Raw genomic sequence first — 19,161 nt, forward strand, 5'->3', positions numbered from 1 at the left:
TCGTTGAGCCGGTCTCCGTATAGCTCGCGCAGCTGGGTCATGCGGTAGCGCACCGTCTGCGCGTGCACGAACAGATCAGCGGCGACGGCATCGCGCTGGCCCTGGTGCAGGAGCCACGATCTGAGCGTCTCGGCCAGCCGCACTGCGGTGTTGGGCCGCAGGTCCGCCAACGGCGCAAGGGCGAGGCGGCGCAGATCGTCGACGGCTTCGCGGTCGGCGGTCAGGACCAGTTCGACGAGGTGCTCGTCGGTGTCGACGACCTCATCGTCGACCGTCAGATCCCGCGCCCGCAGGGCGCGCCGGTACGACGACTGGACCAGCGTCCACGGCCGCGCAGGCCCCACCAACGCCCGCCGGCCCTGCAGCGCCGACCGCAGCTGACCGCGGTGCCGGCCGTCCAGGTCGGGCACCAGCAGTACCGCCAACGACTCCGCGGCTTCGACGCCAGGCAGATCCTCACTCAGTTGCAGCGTCGACTGCCCGAATCGCGCTGCCAAACCTCGGGTTTGTGCCTCGGCGACCACGACCGCCGTCAAGGTCTCCGGTGGGTGCCAGTCCGCCTTCTCGGCGCTGGCCCGCAAGGTCTCGGCGGGCTCGCCGGCAAGGAGTTGCTTGGCCAGCCTCTCGAGTAAGCGCTGCCGGACCCGTCCGGTGGTCGCCAGTTCATCGGCGTGTCCGGCGACGCTGGACGCCGAGAGTTCGTCGATGAACGCGAACACCAGCTCGGCGAATCGGGCGACCGTCTCCGCAGGCAGGCCCGCGGCGACGGCGGTGGACGACAACTCACGCCAGGCGACGCGGGCGCCGACGCGGTAAGCCGAGAGCAGCGCGTCCATCGTGCGACCTTGACGGGCCTCGCCGCGACCCAACTCGTAGGCCCCATCCAGCGCAGGCGACAGCGTCGCGGTCGGATCGGAGTCATGCGACCGGACGGCCAGTCGCAGGAAGGCACCGAGCGCCATCTGCACCGCATTCTCGATGGTCTGGCCCATGCGGCCGCTGAAGGCATCCGTGTAGCTGGGCACCTCGACCGTCACCGCGGTCACCGTGCGCTCGGCCATCCTGGGCAATATCGCCTGCAACTCGGCGACGACCTCGGCAGGCAGGTCGAGCCCGCTGAAGCGGAGTTCAGCCTCTGACAAAACTATTCCTCACGAACAAATTGATGATGAACATTCACGCTCGATGGTCAAGACTTTATACCTTCACCTCAGCCAAGCTGAACTCATGACAATGACAGCACCCCGCCCGACCGCCGTCGGCGCGCTGCGGGAGCGCGTCAGGAAGTTCGCCGAGCGGGTGACCACCCCACTGGTCCCCGCCGACTACCTCGACGTCATCGACCCTCTGCGGTCGAGCGCCGACCTCCGCGGTCGCATCGTCGCCCTCCACCCCGAGACCCGCGACGCCGTGTCCGTCGTCATCAAGCCCGGCCGCGGCTGGCGGGGTCACACCCCCGGCCAGTACGTCCGCGTCGGGGTCGACGTCGACGGTGTCCGCCAGTGGCGGGCGTACTCGCTGACCTCGGAGACGTCCCGGCTCGACGGCTGCATCGCCATCACGGTGAAGGCCATCCTGGACGGCAAGGTCAGCAACCACCTGGTGCGTCGTGCCACCGTGGGAACCATCGTCCAACTCGACCAGGCTGCAGGCGAATTCACGCTCGGACCCCAGGCACCGTCCAAGATCCTGTTCCTCACCGCGGGCAGCGGCGTGACGCCCGTGATGGGGATGCTGCGCAACATGACTGACGCGAGCGCGGACGTCATCGTCGTGCACTCTGCGCCCACCGCGGACGACGTCATCTTCGGTGGCGAACTTCGCATGCTTGCGCGCCAGGGCCGAATCCGGTTGGTGGAGAAGCACACCGACACCGACGGCATGCTCGACGTCGCCGCACTCGACGACCTTGTCGACGATCTCGCCGAACGGCAGACCTGGGCGTGCGGTCCCGCCGGCATGCTCGACGCACTCGAATCCCGCTGGGCGGCCGACGGCACCGCCGATCGCCTACACACCGAACGCTTCCGTCCCACCATCATCACCGCTGGCGACGGTGGCGAGGTCAGCTTCTCGAAGTCCGAAACCGTCGTCGACGCGGGCGGCGCCGAGACGCTGCTCGACGCCGGCGAGGCCGCAGGCGTGCTGATGCCGTCAGGCTGCCGGATGGGCATCTGCTTCGGCTGCGTCGTCCCGCTGCGCCAGGGCGCCGTGCGCGACCTGCGCACCGGCGACGTCACCACGGCCTCCGCCGGCGACAACGTCCAGATCCAGACCTGCGTCTCTGCCGCCGCGGGTTCATGCGACATCGATCTTTAAATCCTAGAAGGAGATCCGACATGACCACTGCACAACACACCCAGACCGACCCGACCGCCCACCTCACCGCCGAAGACATCGAGAACCTCGGCCGCGAACTCGACGCCATCCGCGAGCAGATCATCGCCAGTCGCGGTGAGCGCGACGCCGCCTACATCCGCAAGGTCATCGACGGGCAACGCAAGCTCGAACTCACCAGTCGTGGGGTACTGCTGTTCTCGCTGTTCCCACCGGCCTGGATCGCAGGCACCATCGGACTGTCGATCTCGAAGATCGTCGAGAACATGGAGATCGGCCACAACGTGATGCACGGCCAGTGGGATTGGATGCGCGACTCCAAGATTCACTCGACCACCTGGGAGTGGGACAACGCCTCGCCCGCGGACATGTGGAAGCACTCGCACAACGAGGTGCACCATACCTATACCAACGTCCGCGGCAAGGATCACGACTTGGGCTACGGCATCATGCGGGTCGACGAGAACCAGAAGTGGATGCCCTTCTACCTCGCCCAGCCCCTGTGGAACTTCATCAACGCCTGCATGTTCCAGTACGGCATCGCGGCGTACGACCTCGAGATCGGCAAGTACCTCAAGGGCCGCACAGACAAGGACGAGTTTCGCGACCAGGCCATGAAGGTGCTCGCGAAGGTGCGCAAGCATGCGACCCGCGACTACCTACTGCACCCGCTGCTGTCGGGCCCGTCGGCTGTCACGACCTTCACCGCGAACGTCACGGCAAACCTGGTGCGCAATCTGTGGACGCACTCGGTCATCATGTGCGGCCACTTTCCCGAGGGCGTACAGACCTTCGAGAAGCACTCGATCGACGGCGAGACCCGCGGTGAGTGGTATCTGCGCCAGATGCTGGGTTCGGCCAACATCTCGGGAAGTCCCCTGATGCACTTCATGTCCGGCAATCTGTCGTTCCAGATCGAGCACCACCTGTTCCCCGACCTGCCCAGCAACCGCTATGCGGAGATCGCCCCCAAGGTGCAGGAGCTGTTCGAGCGCTATGGCCTGACCTACACGTGCGGATCGCTGCCCAAGCAGGTGGCGTCGGCATGGAAGAAGGTCTTCAAGCTCTCCGTGCCGAATAACTTCAAGCCCAACGACTTCGCCCGCAAGGCCACCGCGGCGATCGCGCCGGCCGTCGTCACACACGCGGTGTTCGGCAAGCCCGCGCCCGCCGATGTCCACGACGAGGCCGCCGCCTAGCTCTACCTGAGCGATTTCGGCGTGCTCGGTTGCGGACAGCGCGACTGAACACGCCGAAATCGCATTGCCAGTCAAAAAAGATTGTAAGCACTCGCAATCTTGTGTAGCGTCGGGCCATGCCCTACGACGTGATCGTCCGCAACGGCCTGTGGTTCGACGGCACCGGCGCCCCGCCCCTAATAAGAACGCTGGGGATTCGCGACGGCGTGGTGGCGTCGGTCTCCGCCGAGCCGCTCGACGAATCCGGATGTCCCGACGTCATCGACGCCGACGGCAAGTGGATCGTGCCCGGCTTCATCGACGTGCACACCCACTACGACGCCGAGGTGCTGCTCGATCCGGGACTGCGCGAGTCGGTTCGGCACGGCGTCACGACCGTCCTGCTCGGCAACTGCTCGTTGTCGGCCGTGTACGCGAACAACGAGGACGCCGCCGACCTGTTCAGTCGGGTCGAGGCCGTACCTCGCGAGTTCGTCCTCGGTGCGCTCAACGAGAAGAAGACCTGGACGACCGCCGCCGAGTACGCCGACGCCCTCGACGCCCTGCCGCTCGGCCCGAATGTCGGTTCACTGCTGGGGCATTCGGATCTGCGCACGTCGGTGCTCGGCCTCGGCCGCGCGACCGACGACACCGTCAGGCCGACGCCCGCCGAACTGAACGCGATGGCCGCCAAGCTGGACGAGGCGCTCGACGCAGGCCTGCTCGGCATGTCCGGCATGGACTCGGCGATCGACAAGCTCGACGGTGATCGCTACCGGTCCCGTGGCCTGCCGTCGACCTTCGCCACCTGGCACGAACGGCGCAAACTCATTGCGGTGCTTCGCAAACGCCGTCGGATGCTGCAAAGTGCGCCCGACGTCGCGCGACCGTGGACGGCACTGCTGTTCTTCCTGTCGAGCAGCCGGCTGCTGGGCCGCCGCGACGGGGTGCGAATGAGCCTGCTGGTCTCGGCGGATTCCAAGGCGGCGCCCGGCGCCGTTGGCGTCTTCGGCCGCGGCACCCGTCTGCTGAACCGCCTGCTCGGCGCCAGCGTCCGGTTCCAGCACCTCCCCGTGCCGTTCGAGTTGTACTCCGACGGCATCGACCTGCCGGTGTTCGAGGAGTTCGGCGCCGGTACCGCCGCGCTGCACCTGCGCGACCAGTTGGAGCGCAACGAACTCCTGTCGGACACCGAGTACCGCCGGGAGTTCCGGCGCGAGTTCGACCGCCGCAAGCTCGGTCCGACGCTGTGGCACCGCGACTTCCACGACGCGGTGATCGTCGAGTGCCCCGACGAGAAATTGGTCGGCAAGAGTTTCGGGAACATCGCCGACGAGCGCGGCCTGCACCCGTTGGACGCGTTCCTCGACGTCCTCGTCGAGAACGGCGAACGCAACGTCCGATGGACGACGACCGTCGCCAACCACCGCCGCCGCCAGCTCGACAAGCTTGCGACCGAACCGACGGTCCACATGGGCTTCTCGGACGCGGGCGCCCATCTGCGCAACATGGCCTTCTACAACTACGCGCTCCGACTACTCAAGCGCGCCCTCGTCGCCCAACGCGCCGGCCGTCCCTTCATCACCCTCGAGCACGCGGTTCATCGACTCACCGCCGAGGTCGCCGATTGGTTCGGCCTGGATGCAGGCACGCTCCGCGCGGGCGACCGTGCCGACTTCGTCGTGATCGACCCGGCCGGTCTCGACGACGCCGTGGACGGCTACCACGAAGAAGCGGTCCCGTTCTATGGCGGTCTGAGCCGCATGGTCAACCGCAACGACGCCGCCGTCGTGGCCACGGCCGTCAATGGACACGTGGTCTACCGCCGTGGCGAATTCCGCGAGGGCTACGGGCAGACCACGAAGTCCGGCAGATTCCTGCGCGCCTCGGGCGCCACGCGACCGACCGCCGACGTCGCCGTGAACGTCTGACGTGGCAAGAACCCAGCAGGAGCGTCGCGAGGAGACCGTCGCGCGACTTCTCGACGCGTGCATCGCCACGATCGTCGACGTCGGGTATGCACGGGCATCGGCGGCGGTGATCACGCGTCGCGCGGGGCTGTCCGGCGGTGCGCTGTTCCGGCACTTCGACACCATGGGCGACTTCATGGCGGCGACGGCCTACGAGGTGATGCGCCGCCAGCTCGACGCCTTCGGCAAGCAGGTCGCCGAGATACCACCCGGCCAGCCAGCCCTCGAAGGCGTCCTCAACACCATGCGGGACATCACCGGCAACGACACCAACGTGGTGATGTACGAGCTTCTCATCGCCGCACGCACCGACGAAAAGCTCAGGGGCACTTTGCAGGACGTCCTCAAGGAGTACAGCACGCGGATCTTCGACACGGCCCGCGCACTGCCGACCGCCGATCAGTATCCCGAGGAGACGCTGACCGGCGTCGTGGCCCTGCTGATCAACGCCTTCGACGGCGAAGCCATCATGCGCACCGTGCTTCCGCATCCCGAGATCGAGGCAGGGCGCATACCGTTGCTCCTGGCGCTGGTCTCCCCACGGCAATCGATGACCGATGACTGACCGCATTCAGGAGTTCGCGAACGGCGGCTACACCTTCCCCGTCACCGACGAGGGACCGATCGACGGCGAGATCGTCGTGCTGCTGCACGGGTTTCCGCAGACGTCGAAGTCGTGGGGTCCGGTCTCCGAGCGCCTCCACGACAGCGGCTTCCGCACGCTCGCCTTCGATCAGCGCGGGTATACGCCCACTGCCCGTCCACGTGGTCGCCGCGCCTACCGAATGAGCGCTCTGGTCTCCGACGTGGCGGCGCTCATCGACGCGACGGGAGCGCCGGTGCACCTGGTCGGCCACGACTGGGGTGCCGGTGTCGCGTGGTCCACGGCGGCTCGTTACCCGGGACTCGTCCGGACGCTGACGGCGGTCTCGGTGCCGCACCCGTCGGCCTTTCTCGGTTCGATGCTCATCAGCAGCCAGCTTCTGCGCTCCTATTACATCGGGCTGTTTCAGCTTCCCTGGCTGCCCGAGTTCTTCTGTCGCTACCCCCGCCTGGTCAACCGGATGCTTGGTGGCACCGGAATGACGGCGGAGCAGATTGCGCAGGTCCAGACGGACATCATCGACAGTGGCGCGTTGACACCGAGCATCAACTGGTACCGCGCGATGCCGTTCGCGAGCCCCAAGTACGCCCGAAAGGTTTCTGCGCCAACGACATACGTGTGGAGTAGCGATGACACTGCGCTCAGCAGGCGCGGGGCGACGCTGTGCGCCCGCTTCGTGACGGGTCCCTACCGGTTCGAGATCACCGACGGTTCGCACTGGATCCCCGAGGAACAGCCAGAACTGCTGCACAACCTGATCGTCGACCGCATCAAGGGCTGAGGGCGTCGTTCACGAACTGTTCAGAATGTAGATTCAGTGTTACGAAATGTTGCGTCTAGAGTGTGATGGACCTCGGAGTCGCCCGCCGGTCGGCGCGATTGCCCGTGCCTTCTACGAGGCCGGAGCGTGATGCCTACATCGCAGCGACCGCGCTCGAACATGGGCTGTTGGTTGCGACTCGTAACTTTGCCGATTTCGAACCGACCGGCGTGGCCGTGGTAAACCCCTGGGCGCAGTAGAGGTGCCTGAAGAGGACGACTGTCAGGGCGGACCTCGGCTCAGTGAGCCTGATTGACGCCGCGACGCTCAATCAGTCGAACGCTGATCTTGGCCGGAGAAACGGTCTAGGGTTCGGCTACGCGAGCCACGTCGGCCAACGAATACCCCCGCTCTCGCGGTACGCGAAGCCCAAAGCTGAGGCGGTGGTGGAGACTGTGATCCTTTCCAAGGCGCGTTACCGCAGAGTGGGTTCCATGCGTGCCGCTGGGCTCGCGGCGTCCATGGCGGTATTGATCGCGGGCTGCTCGTCTCCGGCCGAGCCGACGATCGCATCCTCGGCTATGACGACCTCGACCAGCTCAGCGCCGAGGGACTCCGCGCTGAAGACGATTGATCCCAAGAAGTTTCAAGCGTTGGTCGACGGCGCCGCTGACAAACTGATGGTTCCCGGGGCGATGGTCGTCCTGCGCACTCCACAGGGAAGGTTCGACGCAGCGGTCGGCACGACCGATCTGGCCGCGCAGACACCACCGCAAGCGAACACTCATTTCCGCATCGCCTCGAACACAAAGACCATGACTGCCGCGCTGATCGTGCTGCTCGCTCAGGACGGCAAACTGAAGTTCAGCGATCCGGTGTCGGCGTACGTCCCGAACGTGCCCAATGGGGAGGCCATCACGATCGCAGAGCTCTTGAAGATGCGCAGTGGCCTCTACGGCTACACGGCAGACCCCGCGCTTTCGGCCGCCATGGATGCCGACCCGAAGAAGGCGTGGACACCGCAGGAGGTGTTGGACATCGCATTCCGGCACGCGCCGCAGTTCGCACCCGACGCCTCCTACGAGTACAGCAACACCAACTATGCACTGCTCGGTCTCATCGCGGAGAAGGCCGGCGGACGTCCGTTGGCCCAGCAGTTCCAGGACCGCCTGTTCGGTCCGATCGGCCTCACGCAAACGTTGCTGCCCGCCCCCGACGACACCGCCATCCCGGCTCCCTACGCGCACGGCTACATGTACGGCGGCAGCTATTACGCACTGGCCGACGATCCGTATCCCGCCGACCTGCAGGCCGCCGCACGGGCCGGAACGTTGAAACCGATCGACTACACCAACCAGAACTCCTCCTACGCCACCGCCGCTGGGGGCGCGATCTCCACGGCCGACGACCTGGCCACGTGGATGAAGGCACTCGTCTTGGGGAGGGTCTTCGATGCCGACTACCACCAACAGTGGTTGACGAGTATCCAAGCTGAGGACCCCGACGCACCCGACGGGCAGAAGTACGGATATGGGATCTCGTATCAGCGCTTCGGCCCGAACGCCGCCATGTACTACCACGGCGGTGAACTTCCAGGTTTTAACTCGTTCATGGGCTACGACCCAGACAACGATGTTGCGCTAGTTATTTGGACGAATCTCACGCTCTCGCCGGATGGTAAGACGACGGCGCAAGCCATGCTGCCCGAAATTCTCGACGAGATCTATACGGGCTTGTCGCTGGTGCCTCCGCCGACTCCGACGACCACCAGGTAGGTGTCAGTTCATCTCTGGTGCAAGGTCGTTCGCTGCGAGTGCGAGAATTTCGTTCGCGTGACTGACGGCGATGAAATGGCCACCACCGGTGACCGGGTGCCAGATGGCCCCGGGGGGCTTGTCGGCCACCATCTTGTTGATGACCTCGGGCACCAGGGTGTCCGCGTCACCCTGCCAGAAGTGAACCGGACGCGTCACCGTAGTCATGTCGAAGGGCCACGCCTGGTAGAGCATCGTGGCGTCAACGACGAGCCCGTCTGCGCCCTGTCGTCAGCACTCCTGACTTGCCACCAGAAACGACGTCAAGACCTCCTCGTCGGCCAGCACCTCCATCTGCGGCACTCGCTGACTTCACGATCGCGTCCGCATTAGCGATCCCCAAAGTGCTTGGCGCTCATGCCGAGTATCTCGTACATGAGCTTGAAGCCAGGGTGGAAGTGCAGCGCCAGGCGGCCACCTAGCGCGTCCACGCTACTCAGATACTTCGCAGCCCAGTTCGCGCCAAACGTCCCGTCCTTGCCGCCGGCGATGCACGCGACGTGGACGAGGCGCGCGGGGTCCAGGTACGCAGCGCCAGCGCCCAGGGTCCGCCCTCGGACCAGCCGGTGACCGCGAACTGGCCTGCACCCGAGGAGTCGGCCAGCAGCAGGAGGTCGTAGCCCAGGACTCGAAGGTGCGGTCCGGCTGACGATCGGGCCCTCCCATGCCCGGCCGGTCCGCGCACACGAATCGCAGCCCATGGGCCTTCACGGCCGAATCGAACAGCTCGGCCTCCAGGCGGCTCGAGGGTCCCCCGTGGTTGTGCATTATGAGTGGTCCGCCCCGGCGGACGTCGCCTCAGCGATTCTGGCTGATCTGAATTCAGCTCGGACGGAGGACGGTCCACTCGTTCTGGTCGTCGAAGTCGTCCATCGGCGGAAGCCCGCGGCTCATGCGGGCGATCTCCAGTACGGCGCTCGCTTCGGCAAGGACGCTCTCTGAGGTTCGGTTCTCGTCGGTGACGGTGATGATCCTCCTTTCGAAATCGATCGACCAGTCGTCGTCTTCGGGGTGAGAATCGCTTCCCGTGGTATTGCATTCGTCGGTCATGGGCCGATTCTGCCGATGGGGTACGACAACTCGGCGTGAAGGTAGCCATGCACCTGGACGACGAGATCTGCCGCGTACTGGCCCGGTTGGGCATCGCCGACGAGTTCGCCGCGATCTCCCGTCCCGCACTCGGACTCCGATTGCTCGACTCCTCCATGAACACGCTGGCCGAGTTCACCCGCGATACCGGTTTGAGCCGCAACGGGTTTCCCCAGGCCAACATGTTCGACCACCCCGACCTCGAAGCGCTGCTGCGCAGCAAACTGAAGCGATACCCGCACGCCGAGTTGCGCGGCGACGTCCAGGTGACGGAGGTAGCCCAGGACGGTGACGGCCGCGTCCGCGTCACCTACGTCGACCGGACCGGCGGCGGTGAGCACGTCGTCACCGCCGATTACGTGCTCGGCTGCGACGGTGCCAACAGCATCGCGCGCTCTCGAATCGGTTCCCGCATGACGGATCTCGGGTTCGAACGACGCTGGCTGGTGGTCGACGTCGCAACGTCGGCCGACCTCGCCCAGTGGGAGGGCGTCCATCAGGTCTGCGACCCGGTCCGTGCCGGGACGTACATGCGCATCGGCGCGACCCGCTACCGGTGGGAGTTCCGCCTGCTCGACGGCGAGACGTCCGCCGACTTCGACACCCTCCGGCCGCTGATCCAACCGTGGGTCGACGGCGTCGGCGCCGACGAGCTCGAACTGGTGCGCGTCGCCGAGTACACCTTCCGAGCGCAACTCGCCGACCACTGGCGTCGAGGCAGAGTCTTCCTGCTCGGCGACGCCGCCCATCTCACTCCGCCCTTCATCGGACAGGGCATGGGGGCCGGTGTTCGCGATGCGATGAACCTGGCCTGGAAACTGGCGGGCGTGCTCCACGAATCGCTGCCCACCGTGGTGCTCGACTCCTACCAACAGGAGCGAAAGCCACACGCGCTGCACATGATCCGATTCGCCCTCGGCATCGGGCGGTCGATGACGGCCGGCGGCGAGCTCGGCAATCTGATCCGCCGATTCGTCGTACCGCAGCTGCGACGGTTACCCGGCCTGAGCGCCAAGGTCCTCGACAGCGAGACCCCGGCGCTGCGGCGGACGGCACTCGTCCACAAGTCCAGAACGCCGTGGAATCTGGCGGGCAGACTGTGCCCCAACCCGCTCGTGTCGGGCGACGCGCGGCTCGACGCCGAGCTCGGCGACGGTTCGCGGTCATCACGACGAGTGTCCCCAGCCCCGTCGAGCGCGCCCTGATCGAGCGGCGCGGTGCCGTCCTCCACGTCACGTCGCCGGGAACCGAGCTGTCTCGGTGGCTGCGTCGCGGCCGCGCCACCGCCGCGATCGTCCGGCCCGACCGAACGGTCATGCAGGCGGGCAGGGACGTCGGCGCGCTCTGCGACGCGCTGCCCGTCACACTGTTCAGCACCTAGACGAGCAGGTGCTGAAAGGCGGGCCCATCATTCATCCGGACAGCCGCCGAAGCGTGTCGTGGACGATCGTCGGCGTCGGCTACGTGGCGGCGGGGGTGGCGCTGCTCGCCCAGCACGTCCTGGTGCCGTTCGGCGCGGACGCCCACATGGGGCTGTTCACCAACGGTGGGGATTTGGACATCTACCGTCACGGTGGACTCCAGGTGCTGCACGGCGAGCCGCTCTACGCCGCGAAGATCCCGCCGGGCGGCTGGTTCACCTACCCGCCCTTCGCAGCGATCACCTTCGTCCCCCTGGCCATCCTGACCTTCGGCGTGGCCAAGGCGCTGTGGATGCTGGTGTCGTTCACCGCGCTGGTCGCGACGATCTGGCGTTGCGCCACGACGCTCGGCTGGCGGCCGGACCGACGGCTTGCGCTGCTCAGTGTGGCGCTGGGGTTCGTGGCGCTCGACGTCCAGGCCGTGCGGGGCACCCTGTGGCAGGGCCAGGTCAACGTGGTCCTCATGGGGCTCGTCGTCTGGGACCTCACCCGACCGGACGGTTCCCGCTTGCGCGGCTGGTCCGTTGGGGTCGCGTCCGGGATGAAGCTGACCGCCATCGTGTTCGTCCCGTACCTGCTGCTCACGAGGCAATGGCGGGCCGCGGCCACCGCGGGTGGGGCCGCCGCACTCACCGTAGTGCTGGGTTGGTTGACCCTGCCCGCAGATTCAACCGCCTACTGGTTGCACGCCGTCGTCCAGACCGATCGAGTCGGTCCGCTGGCCCACGTCGGCAATTACTCCATCGGCGGCGTCCTGGCCACCCTCGCCGCACCCGGCCCGATGCCAGCCGGGTGGTGGCTCGTCTTCGTAGTGCTCGCCTGTGCCCTTGGTTTCCTTGCGGCCCAGCGGGCCGAGCGCAGCGGACATCGGCTACTGGCCATCACGATCACCGGCCTGCTCTCCTGCATGGTGCCGCCGTTGGCATGGGGACATCACTGGGTGTGGAGCGTACCGCTGTTGGCGATCATGCTCGATCGCGTCGCTCGCACCTCCGGGCACGTTCGCGAGACGTGGGCGGCGGCCACCGCGGCGGTGTACCTGCTGGTGTTCATGTGGTTCACCGCGTGGGTGTATCGAGCGGCGAGTGGCCTCGAAGCCCGCCATGGGACCTACGCCGCGGCGATCGGCGCCGCGGTGGCCGAGATGACGAAGCTGGAGAAGTTCCTCCTCGTCGTCGGCCATCCCGCACTCTTCGCCGTCGTCGGGTGCGCGACCCTCGCACTGACGCAGCGCAGGAACCGACCGATCTGACACCCGGGCGCCGGCACCGACCGCGAGAGGGTAGAAAACAATCATGAGTGTGATGGACATGTTCCGTCTCGACGGCAAGGTCGCCATCGTCACCGGCGCCTCGTCCGGTCTGGGCGTGGCGTTCGCCCAGGCGTGCGCGCAGGCCGGGGCCGACGTGGTCCTCGCCGCCCGGCGTATCGAAAAGCTCGCCGAGACGGCTGAACTGGTGACATCGGCGGGCAGGCGGGCGCTGACCGTCCGAACCGACGTCACCGACCCCGACCAGTGCCAGGCGATGGTCGAGCAGGCCATGGACGAGTTCGGTCACGTCGACGTCCTGGTCAACAACGCGGGCGTGGGAACGGCCGTGCCCGCGACCCGCGAGACTCCCGACGAGTTCCGTGCCGTCGTCGACATCAATCTGCACGGTTCGTACTGGGCCGCGCAGGCCTGCGCCCGGGTCATGACGCCCGGCAGTTCGATCGTCAACATCTCGAGCATCCTCGGGCTGACGACCGCCGGACTGCCGCAGGCCGCCTACAGTGCGAGCAAGGCCGCGATCGTGGGGCTGACGCGAGATCTGGCCCAGCAGTGGGGGTCTCGCAAGGGCATCCGCGTCAATGCGATCGCGCCGGGATTCTTCAAGTCCGAGATGACCGACCAGTACACGCCCGGGTATCTCGAGTCACTGAGCAGTCGGTTCGTCCTGGCGCGCGTGGGCGATCCCGCCGAGCTCGCCGCGACCCTGGTGTGGCTGGCCTCCCCCGCCGCCGGGTACGTCACCGGCCAGACCATCGCCGTCGATGGCGGCGTCACGATCACCTAGCGCAGTGCAGACCATCCGACTCTGCGCCCACGGCGATCGCCACTCGCACTCTCGTGCCATCGCCGCAGAGTCGGCGAGCGGCAGCAGCCGCCACCTACGCGAACTGGTCGCGGATGCAATCCAGGTTGGTCTGCATGTTCTTCTGCCATTCGGTCAGACGTCGCGCGATGATCCTGCCCTCCAGCTCCGGCCTGGCGGCGATCGCAGGGGTGAGCCCGGACGGCCCAGGACCCATCCGGGCCCACTGCCGGATGAGCACGCCGTCGCTGGTGGGCTCGACCTCGAACGCCCACGTTGCGGCGGGCCCCTCCCTCCCGACGACGTTCCACACCCAGCGGCGCCCCTCGTCGACCTCGACGATCTCGCACTCGGTCTGCCAGCAGCCCATCGAGGCATTTTCATTGAAACCACGAAAACGCGCGCCCACCTTCACGGCGTCGGCATCGCCGAGCCACTCCACGCTCTGCAACTCCGACGAGCACCGCGCCGGCAGCCCGATGTCGGTGACCAGCTTCCAGGCGGTGGGCAAGTCGCACTTGACCCGCTGCGTCACTTCGATCGTCGGCTGGTCGCGGTAGCGCATGCTGGGCAGCCTGCCATAGTGCAGGGGACGCATCGGCGGAAACGAACCCGGGAGTGACAGTGAAGGTCGGAGCCCTCATCGAACCGCGCGCACCCGGTGCCCCGGAGTTCGCCGTTGCGGCGGAGAGCATGGGCGTGGCCTCGCTGTGGGTCCCCGAGGTGTGGGGGTACGACGCGCTCACCGGACTCGCGTTCCTCGCCGCGAAGACGACGGACATCGGGCTGGGAACCTTTGTGGTGCAACTCGGTTCCCGCAGTCCCGCACTCCTGGCGACGTCGGCACTGAGCCTGCAGGAGCTGTCCGGAGGCAGGGTCATGTTGGGCGTCGGTACCTCCGGGCCCGGCGTCATGGAGGGCTGGCACGGGGTCAGATTCCGGCACCCCGTGCAGACCACGCGCGAGACGATCGAGATCATTCGGACCGTCAGCCGCGGTGAGCGCCTCGAGCACGTCGGCGAGGTCTATCCGCTTCCGCTGCCGGACAGCGACGGTAGTGTCCTGCGACCGCTGGTGCGTCCAGACCACGTCCCGGTCTACAACGCGGCGATGGGTCCGCAGAACCTGCGCCTCACCGGCGAAGCGGCGGACGGCTGGTTGGGCAACGCGATCATCCCCGAGGCCGCCGACGTGTTCCTGGGCCCGCTGCGCGGGGGCGCCGAAAGCGCAGGCCGCACGCTAGCCGACCTCGATCTCGTCGCCCCCGTCGCGGTCGAGTTCACCGACAGCCGAGAAGAGGGCCGGGCCGCCGCCCGCAGACACGCCGAGGGGTACGCGTTCACGATCGGAGCGATGGGGGCAGGCGGGCGAAATTTCTATAGCGACGCCTTCACCCGACTCGGATACGGCGACGGGGTGCGCACGGTCACCCAACTCTGGAAGGCCGGCAGGCGTGAGGAGGCCCGACAGGCGGTGCCCATCGACCTGGGTCGACTCACCAACCTGCTCGGCACCGACGATGCGATCGCCGACCGGGTCGGTCGGTACCAGGAAGTCGGAATCACCACTCTCCTCGCCAAACTCGACGGGGACTACGGCGCACAGTTGACGGCGCTGGAACGGCTCGTCGCCATCGTCGCGGACCAGTGACGGCACTTCGGCGCCGCCGCGGCACGTCCACCGGTCCGGCTCTGCTGGTCGTGGGCGCCGCCACCTCCCAGGAGGTCGGGGCCGCGTTCGCCGTAGGACTGTTCGGCGCACTCGGCGCAGGCGGGGCGACGTTCGCCCGATTCGCCGTGGCCGGCACAGTGCTCTGTGTCGCCGTCCGCCCGCGGGTCCGTCGTCTCACCCGTCGAGCCTGGGGTGCGGCCGCTGCCCTAGCGATCTCGCTTGCCGCGATGAATCTCTGCTTCTACGAAGCGATCTCACGCATCCCGCTTGGGATTGCGGTGACGATCGAGGTCCTCGGCCCGCTGGTCCTCTCCGTCGCGTTGAGCCGACGCCGGATCGCTTGGATGTGGGCGCTTCTCGCCTTCACCGGGATCGCCGCACTCGGCTTGACGCCGAAGCAGACGGGTGACCTCGATTGGCTCGGCGTGGCCTTCGCCGCAGCGGCAGCCCTGAGTTGGGCAAGCTACATCGTGGCGACTTCTCGCGCCGTGCAGACGTTTCCGAGGCTCGATGCCCTGGCGATCGCCTCCGCGATCGGCGCTGTTCTGGTGGCTCCCTTCGCGGCCGTCACCATCGACGGCGCTGCCGCGCTGCACTGGCACGTTGCGGCCTTGGCGATCGCCGTGGGCCTGATGAGCTCGGTGATTCCGTATTCGTTGGAACTGTGGTCCCTGCGCACTCTCGACCCGGGAACCTTCGCGGTGCTGACGTGCGTGTCCCCCGTCGTCGCGGTACTCGCCGGGTGGGCAGTCCTCGACCAACGGCTCAGGCTGATCGATTGCCTCGCCATCACGCTCGTCACGTTGGCCAGCGCGGGGGCCGTGCGCTCTGCCCGACGCCCGCTCAGGGACCGCCCTTCCAGTGTCCGATTCGGTGATGATCCGGCGTGAAGCCGTGCTTCACGCCCCAGAGCACGGCCTGGGTTCGACTGCCCGCTCCGATCTTTCGCATTGTTCTTGCCCTGCGTGATGAGGGCCAGAATCTCGGACTCGCGGTCACTGAGCCCCTCGCCCCGACCCGGCCAGTCGAGTCCGACGGCGCTGCGGGCTCGCTGCGGGGCATCGCTGACAACCGTCTCACCGGCGTGCACGGCTTCCAAGGCAGCTACCAGCTCACGTGCGGGCAGGGTTTTCGACAGGTAGCCGTGGGCCCCGCGCTGTCGATGAGGTCTGGGTGAAAGTTCCACTTATAGACCACTACTCGCCGGGCCCCCGCCCTTGTCGGTGCGGGCGATGACGAAGCGCTCCATGTGAAGCTGGCCGTCCGGCACGCCCGCATCGGTCCAGACCTTCTCGAGGGTGTCGAGCATTGCGGGCGGACCACACGCCCAGGTGGGCCGTTCCTTCCAGTCCTCGACGATGCCGCCGAGCGACGCGAAGTCGAGATGGCCCTGTTCGTCGGTGAGCTGAAGGTGCAGCCGGTAGTCGCCCCGATCGTTCTCGAGTTGCCGCAGCTCGTCGTGGAAGATCACGTCCCCGGCCGACGGCGCCGAGTGGATGTGGACGATGTCGCAAACGTGCCGCGGTGCTGGACGGATCGCAGCATCGCCATCACGGGCGTGACGCCGCTGCCCGCGGTGACCAGCAGCAGCTTGGCCGGCGGCGGATCGGGAAGCGAGAAGTCACCCTTGGGTGACGCCAAGCGAACGATCGTTCCGCCCTTCACACCGTTCACCAAGTGACTCGACGGGAAGCCCTCGGGAGTCGCCTTGACGGTGATGGAGATGAGCTTCTTGTCGCGTCGCGGAATCGAGGTGAGCGAGTAGGACCGCCAGTGCCACTTTCCGTCGATGCTCAAACCGATGCCGACGTACTGGCCCGGCTGATAGTCACCGGAGAAACCCCATCCCGGCCTGATCGTCACAGTTGCCGTGTCTTCGGTCTCTTTGTGCACGTCAATGACCTCACCGCGGAGCTCGCGGGCCGACCACAGCGGGTTGAGCAGGGTCAGATAGTCATAGGGGAGAAGGGGCGTCGTCGCCCTTGCCGCGAGCCCGCGCAGCAGATTCACCCGCCGACTCGATCCAGTCTCCACGTTTCTTGCGGGCTTCTCGCTCCAGCGGGCGAGCTTTCGCAGCGTCGGAGCCATCTAGCTCAGCCCCAGACCCGGCGTTTAACGATCAGTTTCGGTCAACCGAAGACTGCCCCAATGAACGGCCGACGGCGGGATCTCGACGTCGAGGCCCACGTTCTGCTTGGTCGCCTTCATGAAGTCGTCGATGATCTCCGCGACCTCGGTGGGCGCCTCGACGTGGGCGAAGTGCCCGACACCGGGCAGTACCTCCAACCAACTGCCCGGCCGCGCGGCCTGTGCGGCGTGGCCGTGCTCGACCGGAATGATCTCGTCGTCCTCGCCCCAGATCGCCAACGTCGGCAGCTCGGAGCGGACGTGCAGACGATTCAGCGCGCTGACGGCCTGACCGCGGTAGTCCACCACGGATCGGAGGGTGCGCAGGAAAGCGTCGCGCGTGGGTCGATCCGCGAAGGACGAGTAGGCGCGCCATATCTCGCTGGCGCGAGGCGCACGCATGCCGGAGGAGGTGAACCAGGACCCAATCTTGTTGCCCACCTTCAAGACCGGGGTCGGGGCGATGATCGGCAGAACGAACTCGGCGCCGGGGGCGGACAACAGCCGAAGAATCCAGCCGACGTCGGGGCCGAGTCCGCCACTGCTGATCAGAATGACCCGCTCGCAGTAGTCGGGGTGCTGATAGATGAACTGCATCGCGACCCCGCCGCCGAGCGAATGGCCCACGATCGTCGCCCGCGCGACGCCCAACTCGTCGAGAAGATCGCGAAGCCACACCGCGAACGCACCGAGTGAGTAGTCGCCGCGGGGCTTGGTCGACTGGCCGTGGCCGAGCAGATCGGGTGCCACCACGCGGTAGCTCTTGGCGAGCCTGGGAATCAACTCCCGCCAGGCATCGGAACTGCCTGCCATGCCGTGAATCAGGAGCAGGACCTCGCCGCTGCCCTCGTCACGGTAGGCGACCCGGTCTCCGTGCAGGTCGAGGAACTTCACGTCATTCATCGTTGATCTCTCCAGTTCGGTTCGATCTCAGCGCGCCCTCGCGCTACTCGCCGGTAACTTGGAGCCTGCCCCATTACCGCGAACCCGTCAACGCGACGTCAACGCGCGCGTTTCGCGAGGCGCTCCGGATCGAGGACCAGCACGCTCTTGCCCTCCACGCGGATCCAGCCGCGCTGACTGAAGTCGGCGAGCGCCTTGTTCACCGTCTCGCGGGATGCGCCGACCAGTTGGGCGATCTCCTCTTGAGTCAGGTCATGGGTGACACGCAGCGCGTTGCCCTCCTGCGCACCGAAACGCTGCACCAACTGCAGCAGTTGCTTGGCCACGCGACCCGGTACGTCGGTGAAGATCAGATCGCCGAGGTTGTTGTTCGTGCGGCGCAGGCGACGGGCCAGTACCCGCAGCAACTGTTCCGCGATCTCGGGACGACCGGCTATCCAGGCACGCAGCGCGTCGCGATCCATCGAGACCCCGCGCACCTGGGTCACCGTGGTCACGCTCGACGTCCGCGGGCCTGGATCGAAGATCGCCAACTCCCCGAACATGTCCGACGGACCCAAGATGGTAAGCAGATTCTCGCGCCCGTCCGGGGTGCTGCGGACGATCTTCACCTTGCCCGAGACGATGATGTACAACCGGTCGCCGGTCTCGCCCTCGACGAAGACCGTGTGTCCGCGGGGGAAGTCCACGGGCTGAAGTTGACTGATCAGCGCGGCGACTGCGGTGGGGTCGACACCTTGGACGATTCCGGAGCGCGCGAGGGCCTCCTCCACGTCGCCGGGATCCACCGTCGACCTCACGCCCACTCCATCCGGTAGTGGTGAAGTCTGTCGGTTTGCGCGGACATGCCTGTGAGCGTGACGGTGCCGATCCGCTTTGTAAAGCCTGGGACGGTAATCGGTCCTCAAATGTCGGTGGTCGCGTACCGGGTCTTGACCGGCGGTGCGGCCAGCAATGGCGGCAGATCGGTGATCTTGCCGTCGCCGGCGCGGAAGGCGCGATACGCCTCGTCGTGCTCGACGGACTCCCAGACTTCGTAGACGATCCAGTGCGCCTCGTCGTCCTCGTCGACCAGGACGTCGGTGACGACGTTGCCCTCGAAGGCGCGGGTCTTCTCGAGCTCGCGGCCGAAGACTTCACGTGCCTCGGCGACGGACTCGGCCTTGAACTTGAGCTCGAGCAGAACGGTGACGGCCATTGAGGATCTCCTGA

General features: G+C 66.8%; 17 protein-coding genes and 2 pseudogenes. 11 read left to right on the forward strand and 8 right to left on the reverse strand.

The window, feature by feature from the left end; translation table 11 throughout:
- The coding region (locus VET27_RS19275; protein WP_526521006.1) for a PucR family transcriptional regulator at positions 1-1,142 on the reverse strand (1,142 nt) is incomplete at its 3' end.
- Between the two features lie 85 nt (positions 1,143-1,227).
- Between VET27_RS19275 and VET27_RS19280 the strand changes: the two genes are divergently transcribed.
- The 6 genes from VET27_RS19280 (at position 1,228) to VET27_RS19305 (ending at position 8,624) form a co-directional block, all read left to right on the forward strand.
- Positions 1,228-2,319 (forward strand): ferredoxin reductase, encoded by a 1,092-nt coding sequence (locus tag VET27_RS19280; protein ID WP_526521008.1) that lies wholly within the window; start codon positions 1,228-1,230, stop codon positions 2,317-2,319.
- Between the two features lie 20 nt (positions 2,320-2,339).
- Positions 2,340-3,536 (forward strand): fatty acid desaturase family protein, encoded by a 1,197-nt coding sequence (locus VET27_RS19285; protein ID WP_526521010.1) that lies wholly within the window; start codon positions 2,340-2,342, stop codon positions 3,534-3,536.
- Positions 3,537-3,652: 116 nt separating this feature from the next.
- On the forward strand, positions 3,653-5,446 hold the full coding sequence (locus VET27_RS19290; protein WP_526521012.1) for an N-acyl-D-amino-acid deacylase family protein: 1,794 nt from the start codon (positions 3,653-3,655) through the stop codon (positions 5,444-5,446).
- Position 5,447: 1 nt separating this feature from the next.
- On the forward strand, positions 5,448-6,050 hold the full coding sequence (locus tag VET27_RS19295) for a TetR/AcrR family transcriptional regulator (protein ID WP_526521014.1): 603 nt from the start codon (positions 5,448-5,450) through the stop codon (positions 6,048-6,050).
- Positions 6,043-6,870, forward strand: a complete 828-nt coding sequence (locus tag VET27_RS19300; protein ID WP_526521017.1) for an alpha/beta fold hydrolase — start codon at positions 6,043-6,045, stop codon at positions 6,868-6,870. Before VET27_RS19295 ends, VET27_RS19300 begins: the two co-directional genes overlap by 8 nt.
- 473 nt (positions 6,871-7,343) lie before the next feature.
- Positions 7,344-8,624 (forward strand): serine hydrolase domain-containing protein, encoded by a 1,281-nt coding sequence (locus VET27_RS19305; protein ID WP_526521019.1) that lies wholly within the window; start codon positions 7,344-7,346, stop codon positions 8,622-8,624.
- A 3-nt stretch (positions 8,625-8,627) separates the two neighbouring features.
- Here VET27_RS19305 and VET27_RS19310 read toward each other — a convergent pair whose 3' ends face one another.
- Positions 8,628-8,822 carry an alpha/beta fold hydrolase gene (locus VET27_RS19310; protein ID WP_526521021.1) on the reverse strand — a complete coding sequence of 65 codons (195 nt, stop codon included), beginning with the start codon at positions 8,820-8,822 and terminating at the stop codon, positions 8,628-8,630.
- A gap of 663 nt (positions 8,823-9,485) precedes the next feature.
- Positions 9,486-9,713 (reverse strand): hypothetical protein, encoded by a 228-nt coding sequence (locus tag VET27_RS19315; RefSeq protein WP_526521023.1) that lies wholly within the window; start codon positions 9,711-9,713, stop codon positions 9,486-9,488.
- Positions 9,714-9,757: 44 nt separating this feature from the next.
- Between VET27_RS19315 and VET27_RS19320 the strand changes: the two are divergent.
- From VET27_RS19320 to VET27_RS19330, 3 genes and pseudogenes are all read left to right on the forward strand, one after another.
- Positions 9,758-11,133: pseudogene (locus tag VET27_RS19320) on the forward strand (FAD-dependent oxidoreductase); the annotation flags it as partial.
- A gap of 53 nt (positions 11,134-11,186) precedes the next feature.
- Positions 11,187-12,425, forward strand: coding sequence for a glycosyltransferase 87 family protein (locus tag VET27_RS19325; protein ID WP_526521025.1), 1,239 nt, complete (start codon positions 11,187-11,189; stop codon positions 12,423-12,425).
- 43 nt (positions 12,426-12,468) lie between these two features.
- The gene (locus VET27_RS19330) at positions 12,469-13,230 is read left to right on the forward strand and encodes an SDR family NAD(P)-dependent oxidoreductase (protein ID WP_526521027.1); all 762 of its coding nucleotides are present in this window, start codon (positions 12,469-12,471) and stop codon (positions 13,228-13,230) included.
- A 94-nt stretch (positions 13,231-13,324) separates the two neighbouring features.
- Here the strand turns inward: VET27_RS19330 and VET27_RS19335 are convergent, their stop codons facing one another.
- On the reverse strand, positions 13,325-13,846 hold the full coding sequence (locus VET27_RS19335) for an SRPBCC family protein (RefSeq protein WP_526521029.1): 522 nt from the start codon (positions 13,844-13,846) through the stop codon (positions 13,325-13,327).
- Between the two features lie 26 nt (positions 13,847-13,872).
- Between VET27_RS19335 and VET27_RS19340 the strand changes: the two genes are divergently transcribed.
- Positions 13,873-14,898, forward strand: coding sequence for an LLM class flavin-dependent oxidoreductase (locus tag VET27_RS19340; RefSeq protein ID WP_526521031.1), 1,026 nt, complete (start codon positions 13,873-13,875; stop codon positions 14,896-14,898).
- Positions 14,895-15,809: an EamA family transporter gene (locus VET27_RS19345; protein ID WP_526521033.1), complete on the forward strand. Its 915-nt coding sequence runs from the start codon at positions 14,895-14,897 to the stop codon at positions 15,807-15,809. The genes VET27_RS19340 and VET27_RS19345 overlap by 4 nt, the downstream gene beginning before the upstream one ends.
- A 320-nt stretch (positions 15,810-16,129) precedes the next feature.
- On the opposite strand, the pseudogene VET27_RS19350 reads toward VET27_RS19345, so the two are convergent.
- The 4 genes and pseudogenes from VET27_RS19350 to VET27_RS19365 form a co-directional block, all read right to left on the reverse strand.
- Positions 16,130-17,007: pseudogene (locus VET27_RS19350) on the reverse strand (ferredoxin reductase); the annotation flags it as partial.
- A 24-nt stretch (positions 17,008-17,031) separates the two neighbouring features.
- Positions 17,032-17,949: an alpha/beta fold hydrolase gene (locus tag VET27_RS19355; protein ID WP_526521035.1), complete on the reverse strand. Its 918-nt coding sequence runs from the start codon at positions 17,947-17,949 to the stop codon at positions 17,032-17,034.
- A 98-nt stretch (positions 17,950-18,047) separates the two neighbouring features.
- Positions 18,048-18,722, reverse strand: a complete 675-nt coding sequence (locus VET27_RS19360) for a Crp/Fnr family transcriptional regulator (RefSeq protein ID WP_526521054.1) — start codon at positions 18,720-18,722, stop codon at positions 18,048-18,050.
- 131 nt (positions 18,723-18,853) lie between these two features.
- A complete protein-coding gene (locus VET27_RS19365) occupies positions 18,854-19,147 on the reverse strand; it encodes a putative quinol monooxygenase (RefSeq protein WP_526521038.1) in 294 nt (97 codons plus the stop codon).
- Between the last annotated feature and the right edge of the window lie 14 nt (positions 19,148-19,161).

The organism is Mycobacterium sp. (assembly GCF_035633495.1).
Taxonomy (GTDB): Bacteria; Actinomycetota; Actinomycetes; order Mycobacteriales; family Mycobacteriaceae; genus Mycobacterium.

Excerpts from the sequence above, each read along its gene's own strand:
- VET27_RS19280 (WP_526521008.1), top strand. The coding sequence starts at position 1,228 with ATGACAATGACAGCACCCCGCCCGACCGCCGTCGGCGCGCTGCGGGAG.
- VET27_RS19285 (WP_526521010.1), top strand. The coding sequence starts at position 2,340 with ATGACCACTGCACAACACACCCAGACCGACCCGACCGCCCACCTCACC.
- VET27_RS19290 (WP_526521012.1), top strand. The coding sequence starts at position 3,653 with ATGCCCTACGACGTGATCGTCCGCAACGGCCTGTGGTTCGACGGCACC.
- VET27_RS19300 (WP_526521017.1), top strand. The coding sequence starts at position 6,043 with ATGACTGACCGCATTCAGGAGTTCGCGAACGGCGGCTACACCTTCCCC.
- VET27_RS19305 (WP_526521019.1), top strand. The coding sequence starts at position 7,344 with ATGCGTGCCGCTGGGCTCGCGGCGTCCATGGCGGTATTGATCGCGGGC.
- VET27_RS19315 (WP_526521023.1), bottom strand. The coding sequence starts at position 9,713 with ATGACCGACGAATGCAATACCACGGGAAGCGATTCTCACCCCGAAGAC.
- VET27_RS19330 (WP_526521027.1), top strand. The coding sequence starts at position 12,469 with ATGAGTGTGATGGACATGTTCCGTCTCGACGGCAAGGTCGCCATCGTC.
- VET27_RS19335 (WP_526521029.1), bottom strand. The coding sequence starts at position 13,846 with ATGCGTCCCCTGCACTATGGCAGGCTGCCCAGCATGCGCTACCGCGAC.
- VET27_RS19355 (WP_526521035.1), bottom strand. The coding sequence starts at position 17,949 with ATGAATGACGTGAAGTTCCTCGACCTGCACGGAGACCGGGTCGCCTAC.
- VET27_RS19365 (WP_526521038.1), bottom strand. The coding sequence starts at position 19,147 with ATGGCCGTCACCGTTCTGCTCGAGCTCAAGTTCAAGGCCGAGTCCGTC.